The organism is Blastopirellula sp. SH421 (genome assembly GCF_057808535.1).
Map to the genome: position 1 here is coordinate 3,584,804 of NZ_CM173712.1, position 19,689 is coordinate 3,604,492.

13 protein-coding genes are annotated in these 19,689 nt (G+C 55.9%); 5 read left to right on the forward strand and 8 right to left on the reverse strand.

All coding sequences use genetic code 11. The features are described from left to right. Positions 1-14 precede the first annotated feature (14 nt). On the reverse strand, positions 15-638 hold the full coding sequence (locus SH421x_RS14760; protein ID WP_488850045.1) for a hypothetical protein: 624 nt from the start codon (positions 636-638) through the stop codon (positions 15-17). A gap of 302 nt (positions 639-940) precedes the next feature. Here SH421x_RS14760 and SH421x_RS14765 point away from each other — a divergent pair, with 302 nt between their 5' ends. Then, a complete protein-coding gene (locus SH421x_RS14765; RefSeq protein ID WP_488850046.1) occupies positions 941-2,227 on the forward strand; it encodes a DUF6666 family protein in 1,287 nt (428 codons plus the stop codon). Between the two features lie 317 nt (positions 2,228-2,544). After that, positions 2,545-4,023 carry a hypothetical protein gene (locus SH421x_RS14770; RefSeq protein WP_488850047.1) on the forward strand — a complete coding sequence of 493 codons (1,479 nt, stop codon included), beginning with the start codon at positions 2,545-2,547 and terminating at the stop codon, positions 4,021-4,023. Between the two features lie 21 nt (positions 4,024-4,044). On the opposite strand, the gene SH421x_RS14775 is transcribed toward SH421x_RS14770, so the two are convergent. The 7 genes from SH421x_RS14775 to SH421x_RS14805 all read right to left on the reverse strand — a co-directional run bounded on the left by SH421x_RS14775 (position 4,045) and on the right by SH421x_RS14805 (position 13,739). After that, positions 4,045-6,303 carry a molybdopterin oxidoreductase family protein gene (locus SH421x_RS14775; protein WP_488850048.1) on the reverse strand — a complete coding sequence of 753 codons (2,259 nt, stop codon included), beginning with the start codon at positions 6,301-6,303 and terminating at the stop codon, positions 4,045-4,047. Further along, on the reverse strand, positions 6,300-7,910 hold the full coding sequence (locus SH421x_RS14780) for a DmsC/YnfH family molybdoenzyme membrane anchor subunit (protein ID WP_488850049.1): 1,611 nt from the start codon (positions 7,908-7,910) through the stop codon (positions 6,300-6,302). The genes SH421x_RS14775 and SH421x_RS14780 overlap by 4 nt, the downstream gene beginning before the upstream one ends. A gap of 10 nt (positions 7,911-7,920) precedes the next feature. Then, positions 7,921-8,745, reverse strand: a complete 825-nt coding sequence (locus SH421x_RS14785; protein WP_488850050.1) for a hypothetical protein — start codon at positions 8,743-8,745, stop codon at positions 7,921-7,923. 36 nt (positions 8,746-8,781) lie between these two features. Beyond that, positions 8,782-9,678: an ABC transporter ATP-binding protein gene (locus tag SH421x_RS14790; RefSeq protein ID WP_488850051.1), complete on the reverse strand. Its 897-nt coding sequence runs from the start codon at positions 9,676-9,678 to the stop codon at positions 8,782-8,784. A 22-nt stretch (positions 9,679-9,700) separates the two neighbouring features. Continuing rightward, a complete protein-coding gene (locus SH421x_RS14795) occupies positions 9,701-10,585 on the reverse strand; it encodes an ABC transporter ATP-binding protein (RefSeq protein ID WP_488850052.1) in 885 nt (294 codons plus the stop codon). Continuing rightward, positions 10,582-12,141 (reverse strand): ABC transporter permease, encoded by a 1,560-nt coding sequence (locus SH421x_RS14800; RefSeq protein ID WP_488850053.1) that lies wholly within the window; start codon positions 12,139-12,141, stop codon positions 10,582-10,584. Before SH421x_RS14800 ends, SH421x_RS14795 begins: the two co-directional genes overlap by 4 nt. A gap of 101 nt (positions 12,142-12,242) precedes the next feature. Then, positions 12,243-13,739, reverse strand: coding sequence for a CmpA/NrtA family ABC transporter substrate-binding protein (locus tag SH421x_RS14805; RefSeq protein ID WP_488850055.1), 1,497 nt, complete (start codon positions 13,737-13,739; stop codon positions 12,243-12,245). Between the two features lie 458 nt (positions 13,740-14,197). Between SH421x_RS14805 and SH421x_RS14810 the strand changes: the two genes are divergently transcribed. The 3 genes from SH421x_RS14810 (at position 14,198) to SH421x_RS14820 (ending at position 19,659) form a co-directional block, all read left to right on the forward strand. Continuing rightward, positions 14,198-15,772, forward strand: a complete 1,575-nt coding sequence (locus tag SH421x_RS14810) for an alginate export family protein (RefSeq protein WP_488850056.1) — start codon at positions 14,198-14,200, stop codon at positions 15,770-15,772. 284 nt (positions 15,773-16,056) lie between these two features. Beyond that, positions 16,057-17,502 carry a sigma-54-dependent transcriptional regulator gene (locus tag SH421x_RS14815; RefSeq protein WP_488850057.1) on the forward strand — a complete coding sequence of 482 codons (1,446 nt, stop codon included), beginning with the start codon at positions 16,057-16,059 and terminating at the stop codon, positions 17,500-17,502. 21 nt (positions 17,503-17,523) lie between these two features. Beyond that, positions 17,524-19,659, forward strand: a complete 2,136-nt coding sequence (locus tag SH421x_RS14820; protein WP_488850058.1) for an ATP-binding protein — start codon at positions 17,524-17,526, stop codon at positions 19,657-19,659. Positions 19,660-19,689 lie beyond the last annotated feature (30 nt).

The window sequence follows — 19,689 nt, forward strand, 5'->3', positions numbered from 1 at the left end:
CCAAGGTTGATTGACTAGCGCTGCGGAGCAGCGTAGTAGGCGCCGGGGTTGTTCGCGGTGTGGCTCACACGCGTGACCGGCGCCTTCTCGGCGATGACTTTGCTGTAGTACAGTTTCGACTTGGCCGGCGCCGGATGGCCAGCTTGGGCCGATTTCCAGCTTCCTGGAGGTTGAAAGCGAGCCGGCTCAGGAGTCACCGAAGTCGCTTCATCCACATGCGGGGTCGGAGCAGTCGGAACCCCCTTACCGTTCCACATCGGCGAAGCTTCAATCACCGGCGAACCATAGTGCATCGCGGACGGAACGCCGCTGCCGCACGAAGAGCAACCACCACCGCAACCGCTGCCACAGCTGCTGCCGCAACCGGTGTCACAGCTTGAGCACCCGTCGTAACGAATTGGGCAAAACAGCCGAGAAAGCCCTCCCTTGACGTGGCACAACCCGGTCTTCACACCGCGGCCAATGTTCTTTAAAGCGGTGCCCAGCGGGTTGCAACAAGGGTCGCAACAGGTTGACTGGCAAGCATTGCAACCGCACGAGGAGGGAGCCGGAGTTGAGCAACCGCAGTTTTGAGCTGACGCGACATTGATCGCTAGCAGGCAAGCGACAATCGCTCCACAAACCAAGTTTTTGACCATAGTTCTTTCTTCCTTCACAGATTCGACCCCCGGGAGGCGGCCTATTAACGATCTCGGCGAAGATTGATCGCCGGAATACTTCATCGAATCGATGCGATGCAAAAAAACAGAACTTTCAGAAGAACCGCCAGACTCAACGACAGCACCCCAAACACCCCGCTTTAACACCGTGGTAATCTGCAAAAACTTTTCCGATTATGTCGACTTTTCCTTCAGGTCGCGTTCCGGTCGTGACGATGAAAAGGATGGAAGCGGAGGATTTCACCGCTTCTTCCGTCCCCCCGGAATGAAGGAAATCGAGGATGACCCAAACAATTCGCATGGCGCTAGCTGCAGTCCTGATAGGCTTCTGCATGCTAGGCGCCAGTAGTTACGCTCAACAACAAGATCCAATAACTCGGCTGTTTTCCCCCTCTTCAGATCGCATCTATCAAGCACGTCAACGGGCCGCCAAAGCAAGTCGGATCGCGACCCAGATCGAAACCAACGCGACGGTCGAGCCGGTTGATTACTCCGTCTTGGATGATCAAGCGACGGTCGAAATCGTCGAGCCCGGAGTCGAGTTCATCGACGAAGCTCCGCAAATGCTGAACGAAGGCTCCATGATGATGGACCCTTCGATGAGTTCCGGTGACATGCATGGTCATGTGCATGGTGACGGTGGCTGTGCAAGCTGTGGCAGTGGTAATTGCGGATCTGGCAACTGCGGTACTGGCGATTGCGGTTCAAGCTGCGGCGACTGCGGCCAATGCAACCGCTGCATGATGATGTGCTTTCCGCTTTGCTTTCGCTTGAACTGGGACGACTTCTCGCTCAATGCCGGAGTAAGCGGGTTCAAGAACGGGCTCAACCGTGGTCTGGATGGCAGCTTCGGAGTGCAATACGGCTTCAACTGGGGAATGCCGATTGGATTTCTGAAGAATTCTGGGATTGGGCTGCAAATCGGCGTCTCTGGTTCGAACGCCAATCTTTACGAAACCAGCTTTGTGAACGCGACCCGCGATCAAACTTTTTTCACCGTAGGTTTGTTTCGCCGCGTCGACTGGGGCTGGCAAGGAGGGATCGTCTTCGATCACCTCAGAGATCAGTGGTACTATGACATCGAAGTCAGCCAGGTTCGCGGCCAATTGAGCTGGGTTTTCCCGAAATGTAACGAACTTGGCTTTCAGTTCTCGGCCAGCGATTCGCAAGGCAACGGCGCCCAAACGACCACCATCCCGGGCGCGGCCCCGATTACGGTGAACGAAACGATCGCCGCGACCAACATGTACACCTTTTTTTGGCGTCACCGCTTGGACAATTGCGGCAAATCAATGCGAATTCTCGGCGGCTGGACCGGAGACAGCCAGGGCATCCTCGGCGCTGACTTTCATCTGCCGCTGAACAATTGCTTGGCCTTGGACACAGGCTTCACCTTTCTGCTGCCGGACCAACAAGATGGCCGCACGCAAAATGAGGAAGAATCCTGGAACGTCGGTGTCAACCTAGTTTGGTACCCACGCTGCGGGTCCGCATCAGGCAGCACCAGCTATTATCGCCCGTTATTTAACGTAGCGAACAACGGCGACTTCATCTTGCGTCGCCAATAAAAAGAGTCATTTCGAGGGGAGGAGTCGAGCCGCCGCTGGCCCAGGTGCAACCTGGAACTGCGGCGGCTCGCTCCATTTATCTGTCAAAATTTTACCGGTCATCACGTCTGTAGCGGCTTTGGTGAACGTAACCCTGCTGAGTATCATGACTTCCCAAAAGCTGCTGGCGCCGATATACTTGCGCGTTTACTAGACGAAGTTGCACGTAGACCGGGTGAATAGCCGAAGCTCACCGTAGGGATTCGGCCTGCTCCGCAATCGCCAAGTTCGATGCGTCGAGCTGCACACGAAACTAACTTACTGCTGCCAATAGGTTTATGAATCAACCCAAAAAAAGCCATTGGGCTTCGCTGGCCGCTACTCTTGGCGCCGCGCCGACCGAAAAGCTGAACGAACAGCCGTCGAGTGAAACTCCGGCCGCCGCAGAAAAACAGGAATCGGTGGAGCGCGTCGAATTCGATCAAAAGCCCGGTGAAACTGCTCCCATCGCCGAATCTCCCGAACCAGTCGCCGAAAATGCGCCAGCAACGGAAGAACCGGCGGTCGAAGAGGCGATTGTCGCCCCGCCGACCAAACGTCATTGGGCTGGTTTGGCTCAGTCGCTTGGTTTGCCGGTCGAACGTTTGTTTGGAAAAAGTGAGCCGGCTCCGGCGCCTGCCGCGGTAAAACCGCCGACTCCAGAGACGGTTGCAAAGCAGCCTGCACCTGTCACTAAGCAGCCAGAGCCTGTTGCAAAGCAACCGGAAGCGGGGCCCAGCGTCATTGAAAAGGTGATGCAAGAGAAGCCCCAACCAAGTCGAGCCGAATCGACCGCTCGGACCATGTTCGATGAGCGATCAGATTCGCCTGAGACAGAGAAGCGAGCCGCTAGTCTGTTCATTCAGATTGACTCTCCGACGAAGAAGCAAAATGAGCCAGCCGCCGACGCGCCGCGCAACTTGCTGCCAGGTGACGAGATCTTCTTTGAAAACGGCGATTACGATCTGATCGACGACATGCAAGAAGAGTCGGTCGCGACCAGCTACGATCGTGATGATCATGAAGATGATGATGACGCACCACGCGAAGTCGTTTCTCGTAAGCGTTCTCCCCGCGGGGAGCGAGCTCCCAGAGCGGAGCGACCTGCCAAAGTAACGCGACCTTCGGACGATTCTTCTGAAGATTCTGAAGATAACGCGGACGATTCGCCCGAAGAAGCAACGGACGAATCAGGTGCGCCGCGGCCTCGCCGTCGGCGTCGTCGTCGCGGACGGCGTCGTGACCCGCGTACCGAAACGACCTCGGCCGAAGAAGGCGCCGACGAAGCGGATTCGGTCGAAGCGACAGAAGTCTCTGCCGAACTAGAACCGACCGCCAAGAAGTCTGCCGACGCGGATGATGATTCGACCGAATCCGGCGGAGCGCCTCGCCGTCGTCGTCGTCGTCGTCGTTCTCGCAAAGCGGACGAAGGCGATGACCGTAAGACTGGCGAAGCCCGTAAGACTCCTGAAGTCGCGGCCAAACGCGAGCGCGTGCTGACCGATGTCGACTTCCCTGAAGACGACGAGGATGACATCGACCCATCGCTGGATGATGTCTACGACGAAGTCGAGGATGAGGATGATGAAGATCATGATATGCGTCGTCATCGCAACATTCCATCATGGCTAGACGCGGTCACAGCAATTGTTGAAATGAACATCGAACGCCACAAGACGGCGCCCCAGCATGTGGATCGTCGCAGCGGCGGCGGTGGTGGTGGTAGCGGCGGAGGTCGACGACGTCGCGGAGGCGGTCGACGCCCAAATGCCAATTAGGAAGAAGCTTCCCGCCTAGTTTCAAACATCTTGCCGCCGGCGTAATCGCACGGCGGCATTTTTATAGGAGGGTTGCCGAGAGTAAGGGTCAAACTCGGCAAAGGTCAGCTGATTGACCTGCTCCCAGTGCATCGGCATAAAGAGCTGTCCCCGCTGCACGGCGGCGGTGAGATTCGCGTGGGCCGCTATGCTGCCGCGCCGCGACTCGACGGTGATCAACTCGTGCGGAGAGATCCCCAGCGCCTTCGCATCGGCCGGGTGCAAATCGACTTGCAGCATGTTGGGATACAGCTTCCGCAGTACGGCGCTTTTGGCGGTGCGTGTTTGCGTATGCCACTGGGCGGCGGTTCCACGACCAGTCAGTAAGGTAAATGGATAGTCGGCGTCCGCCATCTCTTTGGGGCGTCGCACATCGCCAAAGACAAACTTCGCCTTGTTGTCAGGGTGATAGAACTGGCCATCGGCAAATAGCCGGCGCTGCGCAGAGCGATCGGTTTCACCGGCTGCAAATGGCCACTGCACGCCGCGTCGATCGTCCAGATCTTGATAGCCGGCAATCCCAGTAATGTCGCATGGTTGCCCCTGCGAAAGCTGCTGCATGGTCTCAAAGACACGCTCAGGTTCGGACCACCGCGCGAACATCTCACCGCATCCCCAATAGTCGGCGACCGCGCGAAATATTTGAAAGTCGGCCAGCGCTTCGCCCGGCGCCGGCGAGACCTTTTTGTGCAGTCCCAAGCGTCGCTCTGAGTTGATAAAAGTCCCTTCCTTCTCGCCCCACGCGGCCGCCGGCAACACCAAGTCGGCCAGTTGGGCGGTCTCGGTCGTCGAGTACATGTCTTGCACGACCAGAAACTCAAGCTGCTTAAAAACCTCGTGCAGATCCTTTTGATCAATCCATGAATGGGCCGGATTGGTGGCGATCACCCACAGCCCTTTGATCTTACCGTCGCGAATCCCGTCAATGATCTGATCGTAAGCCCAGCTGTTTTCAGTCGGGATCCGCTCCACGGGGATCTCGAGGATCTGGGCGACTTTTTGTCGATCCGCGGCGTTGGTGAAGCTATGTCCCCCTAACAAATTGGTCGTGTTGCTGAACAGTCGCGAGCCCATCGCGTTGCACTGACCTGTGATCGAATTGGCGCCCGTCCCAGGGCGACCGATATTGCCGGTCAGCAAGGCCAGGTTAATGATTGCCTGGGCGGTGCGGACTCCTTCATGACTTTGATTCACCCCCATCGTCCACCAAAACGAGACTCGCTCACCACAATGGATCTTCTCAGCAAAATCGATGATCGTTTGCTCGGCCAGGCCGGTCCATTCGATAGTCCGCTCCAACGAGTAAACTTCAACATGTTGGGCAAATTCGGCAAAGTCATTGGTATGCGCGGCGATAAAATCGCGATCAATCCAATCATGTTGAATCAGATAATTGGCGACCCCGTACAGCAGCGTCAAATCGGACTTCGGCTGGATCTTAAGATGCGAAGTCGCCGCTTGCGCCGTCTCGGTCAGCCGTGGATCGATGACAATAATCTCTGGCTGGTGACGGTTCCGAAGCACACGCTCCCACAGAATTGGATGAGCAATGCAGAGATTCGAGCCAACAAAAACAAGCGTATCGGACTCTTCAAAATCAGAGTAAGCGAACGGCGGCGCATCAAACCCAAACGATTCTTTATAAGCGGTCGCGGCGGTCGCCATACACTGCCGCGTATTGCCGTCGCCATGCCGCATTCCCATTCCAAACTTGGCCAACGAACCGAGAAACGCCATCTCCTCGGTCGCGATCTGACCGGTGCTCAAAAAAGCGACCGCCTCGTTGCCGTGCCGCGACTGCACCTGTTTTAGTTGCTCGCAAAAATATTTCAGCGCGTTGTCCCAACTGGTCGGCGCCATGGCGCCCGCAGCGTTGCGCCGCAGCGGCCTCGTCGCCCGATCCGACGACTGCAATACGTGGAGCGCTTCCCACCCCTTGGGACATGCCATCCCCAGGTTCACCGGCCAATCGGTCGAAGGAGTCAGATTGACCGCGCGCCCCTGCTTTAAATGAATCTCCAGCCCACAACCGGTCGAACAAAAGCCGCAGACCGACGTGGTGGTCGCATCCGGCGATTCTGATTTGCGCGTCTTACCGAGCCCGAACTTAGCCGGTTCTAACAGCAGTTGCCGCGTCAAATGACCGTCACGCGCAAGGAGGATATCCCCCATCCGCTTCAGCGGTGACAAATTGATTTTTGCTGCTTTCGCTTTCGCTGAATCACCGTTGGTCGTACTCATCCATGCTCTCCCGCACGAGCAACGCCCGGCATGCTAGGGGTCGCTTCAGAAGCGAAATATAGGTAACGGTCAAACAATTCTGCGATGGTCAACAAGCCCAAACCGACCACGGTGATCTGCATCGCCGCCAACGGCTCACGGACCACTACGCCCAGGATCGGCAACAAGATCCCCCCCAGCGCCCACAAACAGTTGCGAGCCTGCAGCGGATACGGCAGCTTTTCCATTTGCAGCGCAACCGTTCGCGTAAAGGGGTTGGAAAAATCCCGATCTCCTCGCTCGATAAACTGCCGCTCAAAGAGTGCACGAACCACGGTCATCGTGATCAACAACATCGCTAAGGGAAATAGGATCGCCCGCTGACTGCTTGCTCCGATCAGCGCCGCCGCAAGCCCTAAGATTACGACCGTGCCAAAAAAACGACCGCCGGTCCAAATCATTCCCCAAACAGGACGACGCGTAGCGACATAAATCATGACGCTGCAAAAGACCCCTACCAAACCAACGGCGACTGCCAGCCATGCGGCAATGATTCCGTACTGCAAATATTGCTGAAACCAAACCGAGGCCGTCGCCAACAGAATCAGCGGAAAATATTTGCCAAATATGACCGCTTCGCGGCTGAGCCACGAAGTTTTCAGCCCTAGAAAAACCCGATAACCATAGAAGGGACGCCCGAGATGAAGTCCCGAAGCGGCCAACCCAATTGAGCAGAACAGCGTCGAAATCAGCAACAAGGTCAGTCGCTGCGCCGGCAGCAAGCAACCAGCGATCGCCGCGCCGACCGAAAGCTGGGTGAAGACCAGCAGTGCAACCAGCGGCAAGTGACCATGATTGAGTCGCAGCGAGAACTGGTCGCCGGAGGCCAACTTCAACTGACGCGCGGCGCCAATAAATTGCGTGGTCGGATTGGTCGTGGCAGGATGCGCGGCTCCATCCAGAAATTCTCCTCGCAGACCGGCGGCTCGAACATCGGCCTGTTTGACCAACGTAATCCGAATCGCTTGATTCGGACAAGCCTGAACGCAGGCTGGCGCTTCGCCGACATCCAACCGTTGGCGGCACATGTCGCACTTACGGACGATTCCTTTGGCCGGGCTATACTGCGGAACATCATAAGGGCACATCATCGTGCAATACTTGCAGCCGATGCACTGATCGTCCAAGTGAACCACAATGCCGGTCACCGGATCCTTGTCGTAAGCTTTGACCGGGCACCCCTTCAAGCAGCCGGGATCGGCGCAATGATGACACGCGGTCGTCACATGCTGCAGCGTAGCGCACTCATCCTTGGCTTGCAGCAATCCGACGCTGCGCCAAGTCTCGGCTTCTTCCAAGCCGTTCCGGTTGTGACAAGCCACAACACACGCTTTGCAGCCTGAGCAAGCGTCCAGGTCCACCTCAAACGCGTACTGCTCTCCCACTTTCGGCGCCGCAGCAGGCAGCAGTTCGCGATACAACGGCGCCATCAACGGAGCACTCACATCGGCATGTCGCTGAGAAAAACGTTCGACCGCCGTCAGATCCTGCTGCTCTGCAAGCAGGAACTGCACCAGGTCGAAGCCTTCGGTAAGGATCGGCTTTTTTGTCTCGAATACGCTCGCCATCGTTCTTCCTTTACAGCGTCACACAGACAACCGACGATAGACGATTCCCAACAAACTGGGGAAAAGCAACTTGCCGGGCCTGCGAAGCGTCCTCGGCGTTTGATACCAGCTTCGGAAATCTGGCGGCGGCGACATACCCAACCAGTCCTTCGCTCAGCCGTAGTTTGTCAGGCGACTGGTCGTCTGTGGCCAGTGCGATCCGTTGCGACCGCTCTAGTCCCATCTCTTCACGATCGGGCAGCCAAACTTCGACCGCCGAGAAAAGGGGCAGCTGGTGAGAGCCCAGCATCAATACAACACTCACCAGCTCAAACTCTGACTTGAGCAGCGGCAACCCTAAGCCGAAGTCGAGCCCTGCTGAACGCGCGCCGGCCGAACGCATGAAATTTGGGGAGGTTCCCAAATTGTTGACGCAGGCCGCCAACCGTTTGTCCCACACTTCGCCTGGCAAGCCCGATCGACGTGGGAAACGAACATAGGGAGTGATCCGCTCGATGTATTCGAGACGGCGATAGATCCCTTGGTCCAAAGTTAGTTCGTCTCGATCGTCCCGTTTCCAAACTTCCCAAGCGCCGATCGCATCCTCAGGCAGGTGGAACAACATTTCGACCACGCCGCGAAGCGACTCATTCGTCGCAATCGGAATGGCCAGATACACGGTGTCTTCGACCTGATCAAGCCGCACGCCTCGCTGGTGTTGGAACTCTTCTGCAACCTGCTTGTCGCCACGCACAGACCAATCGCCGGTCGCTTCGACGTTCCAACCTTGCGGGTCGGCATCGTCGATCGCAGTAACGCGAACTGCCTGGAGCATGCTGAGGGTATCGATTTGCATCGAGTTCATTTCCGCAAAGTTGGTGGAATGGATTCGTTAAGTTTCGGCGTGAACCAATGCGACGGTTGGATTGGACGCAGAGTCAAAGGGGGTTTCTGCCGATTTGGCAACTTGGATTTCTGCAGGGCTATGCTTTCGCCGATCTTGTTCTTCCAAGAAGGAAACGAGACAGCCGCGCAAATCGTAGTACAGCGGATCTTCCAGCACGTCGGCACGTTGTCGCGGCCGCTCAAACGGCAAATCCAAGATTTGTCCAACGCGCGCCATCGGTCCAGTCGTCATCATGCAGATCCGATCGGCCATGTAAATCGCCTCGTCGACGTCATGCGTCACCAACATCGTCGTGATTTTTTCGCGATCCAGAATCCTTAAAATGACATCCTGCAGCTCCATTCGCGTCAACGAATCGAGTCGGCCAAACGGTTCGTCCAACAGCAGCATCTTAGGCTTCAGCGCGATGGCTCTTGCAATGCCCACGCGCTGTTGCATGCCGCCGGATAACTCACGCGGATATTTATGCATGGAGTCAGCCAGCCCGACCGCGTCGAGATAGTACTCGCAGATTTCTTTCCGTTGCTGCCGGGTACCATGTGCGAATACGCGATCCACACCGAGTCGCACGTTTTGAATTGCCGTCATCCAAGGCAACAAACAAGGAGATTGAAACACCACAGCGCGGTCTGGACCGGCCTGCGAAATCTCTTTGCCTGCAAGGACAACGCTCCCTTCGCTGATCGCGTTGAGCCCGGCGACCATGGTCAGCACCGTCGACTTGCCGCATCCAGAGTGTCCGATCAAGCTAACGACTTCTCCCCGCTTCATAATTAAGTTGAAGCCGTCGACCACCGTCACCCGGTCGCCATACGGGTTGGGATACGCCTTCGAGAGCCGAAAAAGCTCAACATAGCGCCCGTCACCACCACCACTCGACATATCAATTCCTTGGCTTGAAGGACTAAGCGCCCAAATTGGCAGGCTCTAGATCCGGCAGCGCAAACCGCCGAGCCGGACGCTCCGTTTTTGCATCGGAGTTCAGTTGCAACATGTAGCGCGTCGCTTCGTTGCGCAAATGTTTGAAATCAGAATTAAAATTGAGCGTCGCCCGGTCGCGAGGCCGTGGCAGCGAAACATCAAACGTGCGCCCCAGTTTGGCGCCGGGGCCTGGGGTCAACGTCACGATGCGATCGGCCATCAACACCGCTTCGTCCACGTCGTTGGTCACCATTACCACGGTCCGACGATCTTCTTCCCATAGTCGAATAATTTCGTCCTGTAACACGCTACGCGTTAAGGCATCGAGCGCGCTCAACGGTTCGTCCAACAGCAATACTTCTGGCTGCATCGACAGTGTGCGGGCCAACGAAAGTCGTTGCCGCATACCCCCTGAGAGTTCGCTGGGATATTTTTTCTCTGAACCGGTCAAGCTGACCATGTCGATATACTTTTGCACATAGTCACGCCGTGCGCTGCCGCGAAGGTCTCGTTGCAGGCGTTTGACCGCCAGATCGATATTGCCGGCTACGGTCAGCCACGGCAGCAGCGAATAGTTTTGAAACACAATGCCCCGGTCCGGGCCAGGCTCTGGCATCGGCGCTCCGCGATAAAGCGCCACGCCGCGGGTCGGTGTGGTCAGCCCGGCCAAAGTCGAGATCAGCGTCGACTTGCCGCTGCCCGAATAGCCGATCAACACGACAAATTCGTTCTCTTCGACCTTCAGGTAAGCCTTGTCCAAAACTACGTAGGCTTCCGCTCCCATCCCATAGGAGACGGTTACATCCTTCAGCTCTAACACGGGCGGGCGACTTGCATCTTCCGCCGGCAGGTTGGTGTTGCGGATCATAGGGCCGTTGCGCCTCCATCAAAACTGACCAGACGTTGGAACACGATCATAATCCGGTCCAACAACAGGCCGACGACGCCAACCACAAACACGGTCAGCAGCATCTGCGAAAAGGTATCGGACGAACCGTTATTAAACATGTCCCAAACAAACTTTCCCAATCCGGGACTCGAGGAAAGCAGCTCGGCGGCGATCAACACCATCCAACCAACTCCCAGCGAAATCCGCAGTCCAGTAAAGATCAGCGGCAACGCTGAGGGAATCACGATCTTGATCAAGCGATCCCACCACCCCAGTCGTAACACCCTTGCAACGTTCATGTGATCGCGGTCGATCGAGGCGACTCCCAGCGCGGTATTCACCAACGTCGGCCAAAGCGAACAAAGAGCCACCGTGATCGCCGAACTTAAAAACGCGGGCTTCACCCAAGCTTCGTCCGGTCGTTCAATGAACCCACCGACAACAATAAATACAATCGGCAGCCACACAATTGGCGAAACCGGTTTGAACAGTGAGATCAACGGCGACAACGAGGCCATGACCACTTTGTTCAATCCGCACACCACGCCAATCGGAATCGCAATCGCCGTCGCGAACAAAAACCCGACAAAGACGCATTGAATGCTCGTAAAAACCTGATCGAAAAAGGTCGGCGGCTTGGCGTAGATCGCGCCGGCGCTCGACAGGATGCGCTGTTCGGCGCCTAGATATTGCAGTGACGCATCATAGCGATCCCCTGGCTGAGCTGCCGCGAGCGCAGCATCGGCATGCTTTAGCGTGAGCGCGGCACTGGCGACATTGCTGCGTCGATTCCCTTCACTTAGTAGCAAGATACGCTTGTCGAGAAATTGCGTCTCTTGATCCAGACCGTTCTTCTCGCTCTGCAGCGCCGCAAACTCTGGCGTCGAGGATTTCCGAATCGCGGCCAAGTCCGACCGCAATTCTTTCAAGTGAGTCGTTTCGGTCGTTGACAATGTCTGATGCTCACGCACCGCCGCGACAAACTCGGCACGCGGTTCTGTTTTGGCGACATCTAGCTTGTCGCCCAATGTCTGCAACGCCTGCTCACGCTCGGCTTGTTTCGCTTGATATACGATCGATTGGCGCTCAATCGCGGTCTCGTATTTTTTCAACTCGATAGCTGTCTGGGCGTCCAAGGTCGCGGTCAACTCGGCCAGTTCGGTATCGACCACTGCTTTGCGCTTAGTCGCTGCCGCAATTTGCTCCCTCACCAAAGCGAGCGTCCTATCCCGCTCTTCGCCGGTGCGTGCAAAGTCGGCTTGCTTGGTATATTCGCGCCAGTGGAATTGATAGACGTCAACCAGCGAACCGGCGACATCGACCGGCGAAGGCAAACTGCCGGCTTTGGTTTTAATCAGCGGCGCAATCGCCGCCCAGGCGCCAATAAACAAGGCAAACACCAGAACCGGCGCAACAATAAAGAGGCCGATCTTACGCATCTGCTGACGCGGTTCCTCGCCGTAACAAAGCCGAACAACCGGCTCAAAGCAGTTCATGCCGGCGATATCTAGCAGACGAATGATTTTGTATTTCATAGCGTTTCTTGTCGACCGCGGTTTTTAAAAGTTGTGCGATAGCGAATCGATTGGACACGAGCCCGCTGCGCGTTCCCTCGACTCGCGCCTCGGACGACTGTTTACTCGGGATCTTTGTTTCCAATCTTATGCGCGTTGAGATAAGCGATCGGATCGTGACCGTCGAAGCGGATCCCGTCGATAAAGTCAGAGGTCGGCGGTTTGTAGCCGTCGCTGTCGTCAGCAGGCACATCGGCCCGATCCAACTTCCCTTCGCGGATCAGACGCTCCGCCGCTTCCCTGTAGATGTCAGGACGATAGATCTTCTGCACCGATTCGGCGTACCACTCGGCGGGCTTCGGTTCAGTAATCTGTCCCCAACGCCGCATCTGCGTCAAAAACCAAACGCCGTCGCTGTACCAGGGATAGGTCGCGTGCCCTTGGAAGAAGACGTTAAAATCTGGCATCGCTTGCTTGTCTGACTTCTGAAAGGTAAAGGACCCCGTCATTGAGTTGCGGATGACCTCGACATCGGCGCCTACGTAGTTAGCTTTCGATAGCAATTGCACGGCCGCTTCGCGATTGACAAACTTGCCATCGCTGTCGACTTCGTCCAACCACTTGCCGGCGCGGATCAGCGCTTTGATCACCGCGATATGGGTGTGGCGGTTTTCGTCATTCCAGTTTTTGGTAACGCCAAAGACTTTTTCTGGGTTGTTTTTCCAGATCTCATGGTTCGTCACAACCGGCACGCCGATCCCTTTGACCACGGCTTGTTGATTCCAAGGCTCGCCAACGCAATAACCTTGGATCGTGCCAACTTCCATCACTTGCGGCATCATCGGCGGCGGCGTCACCGAGAGCAGCACTTCGGCGTCAGTCACGCCGGTCGTGTCGGCCGTCGTATACATGCCGGGATGAATGCCCGCAGCGGCAAGCCAATAACGGAGCTCGTAGTTGTGGGTTGAGACAGGAAAGACCATCCCCATCTTCAGCAGATCGCCAGACGCTTTCCGCTGGGCGACTACCGGACGCAGCGAGTCGGCGGTGATCGGATGTTTGGGCTGCGGAGACTGCAATGCTGGATCGGCTTTCTGCATTTGCTCCCAGATCGAATTGGCGACTGTAATCGCGTTGCCGTTTTGATCCATCGTAAAAGCGGTAATCACATGTGCTTCGCCGTTGATCCCAATCGTGGATGCGATTGGTTGGCCCGACAACATATGAGCGCCATCCAATTCACCGCTGATCACCCGCTCGAGCAACGTCTTCCAATTGGGTTGGGCTTCAACTTCGACTTGCAATCCTTCGTCGGCGAAGAACCCCTGCTCTTTGGCGATGACCAGCGGAGCACAGTCAGTCAGCTTGATAAAGCCAAACTTAAGTTTCGTCTTCTCGAGCCGTAGCGAATCTGGTTGCTTGCCTGGAAGCGTGCCAACCCCAATCGGCTGTTGCTTCCCTAAGACTTCTAACGCAACAGTCGCTTCCGCCGCCAACGCGTCAAGATCAAGATCTTGCAGCCGCGGGCCGCTACGTTGTTGACCACATCCGCAAATCATCAGGATTGCCGTGGCCAACCCAAACATCACACTGCAAGCAGAGATTCGATGACGTCGCATTGAAAAATTCCAGAAGGATTTCGGCGCTGACAACTTTTGCCCTTTCATGACTTGCCCACGAAAAGTTCGCCAAGGGAGCGATTCAGTTGCCGGAATCTCTATCGCAAGCGGCGTGCCGTCACGCACAAGTTCATGATGCAAATCGCGTAAACCCTCTTAATCTCGTTACTTGCGGCCAACACAAAGTTCTTTTGACTCGCGGTGCACGGTTGCCCGCTTTGCGTCCATTCCCGGCACGTGGCGCCCTGCCAGGTCGCAGTCTGCCAGCCAAATGATGCACATTCGCTGCTCACCCCTGGTCACATCGCGCTCAGCGCCGCCAGCACCGATGACCTGTTAGGCAAAGTTCAAGGGCGCCAAGGGTTTCCGTCAATATTGCCGTTCGCGAAGACCGAACCTTGCCATACGCGGCCGATTCGTCGGGCTGGCTCGTTTCACGCGGTTTTCAGGTCGATTCCATGTTTAGCAACCTTCCCTTTCGTCAGTTATTGCGCGGATCCGCAGTCGCGAGTCTTTTGTGTCTGGCAAGCGGTCTGGATGCGGCCGAGCCTTACTCGTTTGCTTCACCGTCCGATATGACTGAGACGAAGCTGGAAAGTGTCGCGACCGAAGTGACCGACACCGCGATGACCGTCGAATCAACTCAGCTGTTCGATACCATCGAGATAGCCAACGGCAAAGCGGTCATCTGCGACGCCAAGAAAGAAAAAGAGTTGGCCGCCAAAGTCGCCGGCGCCTACAAAGGGGTCTATTACAACAACGACTTCTCGTATCTCTGCGATCCCTGCTACGACGGATGGCATCTCGGCGAAAACCTCAAACGAATCTGCGTGGGAGATTGCGGCGTCTTCGATCTCGGCGGCGAATACCGAGCACGCTACCAAAGCGAAGACAACTTTCGCGGACTCGGGCCAACCGGCCGGGACGACGATTTTTTGCTGCAGCGATTGCGCGTTTACGGTAACTACCAAATCAATGATTGGGCCCGCGTGTACGCCGAAATGCTGCACGCGACCAGCGATTTTGAAGAATTCGCGCCTCGCCCGATCGAAGAAAACTATTGGAACCTGCAAAACTGCTTTGTCGACCTCAAGTTTCTAGAAACCAGCGAAGGCGAATACTGGGCCCGCTATGGTCGACAAGAGTTATTGTACGGCGCCCAACGGACCGTATCGCCGCTTGACTGGGCCAATACGCGTCGAACCTTTGAAGGGGCGAAAGTCTTTTACAGAGGGACCGATTGGGATGTCGACGCGTTCGGCGTTCGCCCAATCTTTCCGACGCGCAACACCTTCGACTCTCCCGATTACAATCAGGCGTTCTACGGGATCTATTCCACTTATAAGGGGAAACAGGACCATACGCTCGATTTATATTGGCTCGGCTACGAGAACACCGCGCGTCCCTTCAATTACCAGACGCTCGGCACGCGTCTGCAGGGGAAGAATGACTGGCTGCTGTACGAAGCGGAAGCCGCGGTGCAGTTTGGTACGTTCACGACCAACGATCACAGCGCTGGCTTCTACACCTTAGGGCTTGGACATGAGTTCTCGGACATTTGCTGGAAACCGACGATCTGGAGCTACTATGACTGGGCCTCTGGCGACTCGACCATCGGCAACGGTTACGATCACCTGTTCCCGCTGGCCCACCGATACTTAGGTTTTATGGATATATTTGGTCGCCGGAATATTACCGATCTCAACTTCCTGTTGACCGCCGATCCCGACCCTAAACTAAAGCTATTGGCGTGGTGGCACATCTTCAACCGCCAAGATGATCGAGACGCTGCGTATAGCGTCATCATGACCCCACTCGGCAATGATCCCGCCAATCCCTTCACCGGCGGATCGAAGTACCTGGGCCAAGAACTAGACCTTTTGGCCAGCTACACGATCTCGCCCCATTCGGACCTGGTTTTGGGATATAGCCACTTTTTCACCGGCTCGTTCTTCCAAAATACCGCCAATCCGGACTTCCCCTACAAGGGCGACGCTAACTTTTTCTATGCCCAATACTCGCTGCGATTTTAAACCAAAATTTCGCGGCAGTGACTCTAAATTGACGCTCTGGGCTGCTTCGCAAGCGCCGCAGGGCGTCTTCTTTTTCTCGCACAGATTGCCTGAAACTTGGGCAAAAACCACCTTCCCAACCGATCAGCGGTCATCACAACGATTAGCCTTCATGCGGTGATTTAGGGCGATTCTAGGTGATTCAATAACAATCCGCTGCACGGCACGCGACTTGCAATAGTAGGTTTTCAAATGAGTCGTCTCGAAGACTGACGTTTTGTAGTACCTTGAGCGGAGTTGACGGAGTGCGACGTCCCATGCGCATGCTAGTGATCGACGATGATCCTGGCGTAGGCGTCATCGTTCAGGAAGCCCTCAACGGTTTCGCGATTGAATTCCATTCCGCCGATTGCGGCGCTACCGGCCTCCAGTTGCTGGAGAAGCGGCGTCCTGACGTGGTCCTACTAGATCAGGTGCTGCCCGATTGCTCGGGGATCGAACTGATCGAAAAGATTCAGGCAATCGATTCACGCTTGCCGATTTTGTTCGCCACAGCGCGTTCGTCCAGCGATCTCGCGATAGAGGCGATGAAGCTGGGCGCGTTTGACTTTCTTACCAAGCCGTTCGCGCCAGAAACGATCGCTGAGAAAACGCTGGAAGCGATCGAGAGCCGACATCTCATGTTGATGCCGGTGCAATTACCTTCGCAGCACGAGCTAGCCGATGGCGGCGATCGGCTCGTAGGCGACTGTAGTGCGATGCAATCCGTTTACAAAGCGATCGGTCGCGCCGCGGCACACGATGTGTCCGTCTTGTTGCAAGGCGAAAACGGGACCGGCAAAGAACTGGTCGCGCGGGCCATTTATCAACATGGACAGCGACCCGAACGTCCTTTCCACAAGATCTCCTGCGTTGACTTCACCGCCCATTGGCTTGAAAGTGAACTACTGGGCCATGAGCCCAACGCAATGCCGGGCGTCCCGAATCGGCGGATCGGTAAATTTGAGCAATGCTCCAAGGGGACGATCCTGCTTGAAGAGATCGCCGCAATTCCGCATGCGTTGCAAAGCAAGCTGCTGCGCTACCTGACCGAGAAGCGGTTTGAGCGACTTGGCGGCGACGAAACGCTTCAAAGCGACGTCACTCTTTTCTTTACTACGAGCTACGACGCGGAAGAACTGGTCGCCGAAGGTCGTCTGCGCCCCGACCTTTATTACTTGCTGAGCGGATTCATCATTAAGCTCCCCCCTCTGCGAGAACGCGAAGACGACCTCCGTTTGTTGGTTGACCATTTTGTCAGTCAGTTCAGTCAAGTCGAACGCATTACCAATATGGGAGCGGTGCGAACTTCAGACGAAGCGCTCCGACTGTTAAGCGATTATAGCTGGCCCGGAAACGTCTCAGAACTCAGAAGCGTATTGAGAAGAGCGATGATTGAATCCCAAGGCGCGGTAATTGCCGGAACCTACCTGCGTAAAGCGCTGCGTGAACATGGCGGCGACCACTCCGGCGAAGAAACGCTTGACACCAATTGGGAAAATTTTGTTGGCGAGCGGATTTCAAGCAAGTCGAATGATATATACTCAGAAGCGGTGATCGAGATGGAACGCCATCTGATCTCGTTAATCCTGCGGCAGACCGGCGGCAACCAAGCACACGCAGCGCGGTTGCTAGGGATCACCCGCACCAGTCTGCGCAAGAAGATCAATTACCTGGGCCTTGAGATCGAGCAGTTTCTCGCAACGGCTTAATGGTAGAACCCCGCCAACTGCATGCCTACGCCCACTCCCGCCGCTTCCACGCATCGCCTGACGATGCTTTATATCACGGCGCTCAGCATCGTCGCGCTGCTGTCGATTGCTGGACAAATTCTTATTCAGCAATCGATTGACCGTCAACAAGGGGACTCTACCCTGGTCAATATCGCCGGCCGACAACGGATGCTCAGCCAGCGGATCGCCAAAGACGCGCTGGTGCTGCGCGATCCTTCTCAGGCTCACGACGCCGCGCAGCAAAGTCTGCGTCAAAGTCTGCATCAATGGCAAGCCTCGCACCAACAGTTGCTCAACCGCGATGCGCGGCAGCGACTGGGGGACGCCAACAGTCCAACCGTCCAAACCATGTTCGCTGAAATTGACGAAGATTATCGTCAGATTCAGACCTCGGCACAGCAACTCTTGCAGTCGCTCGACAACGAACAAATCGTCGCTCAAGCAGTCGCAAACATCATGCGGCACGAAGCCTCTTTTTTGCACGGCATGGATCGCATCGTCTTTCAGTATGACGAGGAAGCTTCGCACCGCGTGGGACGACTGCGACAAATCGAATCGCTGCTGCTTGGTCTGACGCTCGTTGTCTTGCTGATCGAAGGCTGTTTCATTTTCCGGCCGGCAGTCGCCGCAATTCGCCGCAGTTTAGACGCCCAAGCCGAGATGACCCAGCAACTGCAAGCGGCGAAACAAAAAGCCGAGGAAGCCAACCGCGTTAAAACCGATTTTCTCGCCAAGATGAGTCACGAGATTCGGACCCCCATGAACGCGATCTTGGGGCTGTCGCAATCGCTGACCGAATCGATTCAAGATGAACGGCAACGCCGTCAGGCAATCGTCGTCAATGATTCGGCGCGTTCGCTGATGTCGCTACTCAACGACTTGTTGGATGTCAGCCGACTAGAGATTGACGCGCGAAAACCGGTTTCGGCCGAACCCTTTCACCTGGGATCGCTCTTGCGGCGCACGCAAGAGATGTTTGCACTTCAAGCCCAACAACAAGGAATCGAATTTCCGATCTCGCTCGACCCCGCGCTTGAAGTGATTGTGCTTGGCGATGAACTTCGCACGCGTCAGATTCTGACCAATCTGATTCAAAACGCATTGAAGTTTGTCTCCACCGGCTATGTGGCGGTCGCAGCGGTCGCGGAGGCCGAAGACGAAAATTCGCTCACCGTCAGCATCACCGTCAAAGATTCAGGCCCCGGCATACCAGCCGACGAACAGGAACGGATCTTTGACGCATTTTCGCAGCTTGGCAGTTCGACCAATTCACAGCGTGGAGTCGGACTCGGCTTGCATATCTCAAAGCGGTTGGCCGAAGAAATTGGAGGCCAACTAACCGTCAGCAGCCAACTCGGCAGCGGCAGTCAGTTTTGCTTGCAACTCCGGCTGTTGAAGAGTGAAGCGATCAGCACCGAAGTCCCCGCGTTGCGGATGGCGAATCCCGATCTTCATCTAAAAATCTTGGTGGTCGAGGATATCGCCGCAAATCAGTTGGTGCTGCAAGAGATGCTCGACAAACTAGGCTTGGTCGCTGATTTCGCCAGTGACGGCCGATCCGCGCTTAGCGCATTAGGAACCACAACCTATGACGTGGTCCTGTTGGACCTAGAGTTGCCTGACATCTCGGGTCTGGAAGTAGCCCAAAAAATTCGCGAGCAGTTCTCCGCTGCCGATCTGTGGTTGGTCGCGGTGACTGCCCATGCGGTTACTTCCTACAAAACGTCGGCAATCAATGCCGGGATCAACAAATTTCTCACCAAGCCGATCGGATTCGACGAGTTGCGAATTTGCCTAGCTCAGGCGCCAACCTCCCAACATCGGCCGATCGAAATCACCGACAGCTTGCGGCGAAAACTGGTTTCGCTCTTCCTAGAGCATTCTCCCCACGCGATGAGCGAGCTTCGTCAGGCCTTTCTTGAACAAGATCAACGCCGTGTCGTCTTCACCGCCCATCGCCTGCGAGGGATGCTCGCGTACTTCGATCGTCGTGAGACCTCCAGCCTACTTGCGCAGCTCGATCGCGAAGACCTTGTGATTGCAAACGATCGCACGTCCGCAATTCTCCATGACCTAGAGATTTCTATCGCTCAGCTGCAAGCCGAGCTGACGGCTCAGCTGTTGGAAAGCAGCTAAGATTTCGGGCCATTTGTGGTGCAATAGTTG

Coding starts and splice junctions, on each gene's coding strand:
- SH421x_RS14765 (WP_488850046.1), top strand. CDS start 941: ATGACCCAAACAATTCGCATGGCGCTAGCTGCAGTCCTGATAGGCTTC.
- SH421x_RS14785 (WP_488850050.1), bottom strand. CDS start 8,745: ATGCAAATCGATACCCTCAGCATGCTCCAGGCAGTTCGCGTTACTGCG.
- SH421x_RS14810 (WP_488850056.1), top strand. CDS start 14,198: ATGTTTAGCAACCTTCCCTTTCGTCAGTTATTGCGCGGATCCGCAGTC.
- SH421x_RS14780 (WP_488850049.1), bottom strand. CDS start 7,910: ATGGCGAGCGTATTCGAGACAAAAAAGCCGATCCTTACCGAAGGCTTC.
- SH421x_RS14805 (WP_488850055.1), bottom strand. CDS start 13,739: ATGCGACGTCATCGAATCTCTGCTTGCAGTGTGATGTTTGGGTTGGCC.
- SH421x_RS14820 (WP_488850058.1), top strand. CDS start 17,524: ATGCCTACGCCCACTCCCGCCGCTTCCACGCATCGCCTGACGATGCTT.
- SH421x_RS14790 (WP_488850051.1), bottom strand. CDS start 9,678: ATGTCGAGTGGTGGTGGTGACGGGCGCTATGTTGAGCTTTTTCGGCTC.
- SH421x_RS14775 (WP_488850048.1), bottom strand. CDS start 6,303: ATGAGTACGACCAACGGTGATTCAGCGAAAGCGAAAGCAGCAAAAATC.
- SH421x_RS14800 (WP_488850053.1), bottom strand. CDS start 12,141: ATGAAATACAAAATCATTCGTCTGCTAGATATCGCCGGCATGAACTGC.
- SH421x_RS14760 (WP_488850045.1), bottom strand. CDS start 638: ATGGTCAAAAACTTGGTTTGTGGAGCGATTGTCGCTTGCCTGCTAGCG.
- SH421x_RS14795 (WP_488850052.1), bottom strand. CDS start 10,585: ATGATCCGCAACACCAACCTGCCGGCGGAAGATGCAAGTCGCCCGCCC.
- SH421x_RS14770 (WP_488850047.1), top strand. CDS start 2,545: ATGAATCAACCCAAAAAAAGCCATTGGGCTTCGCTGGCCGCTACTCTT.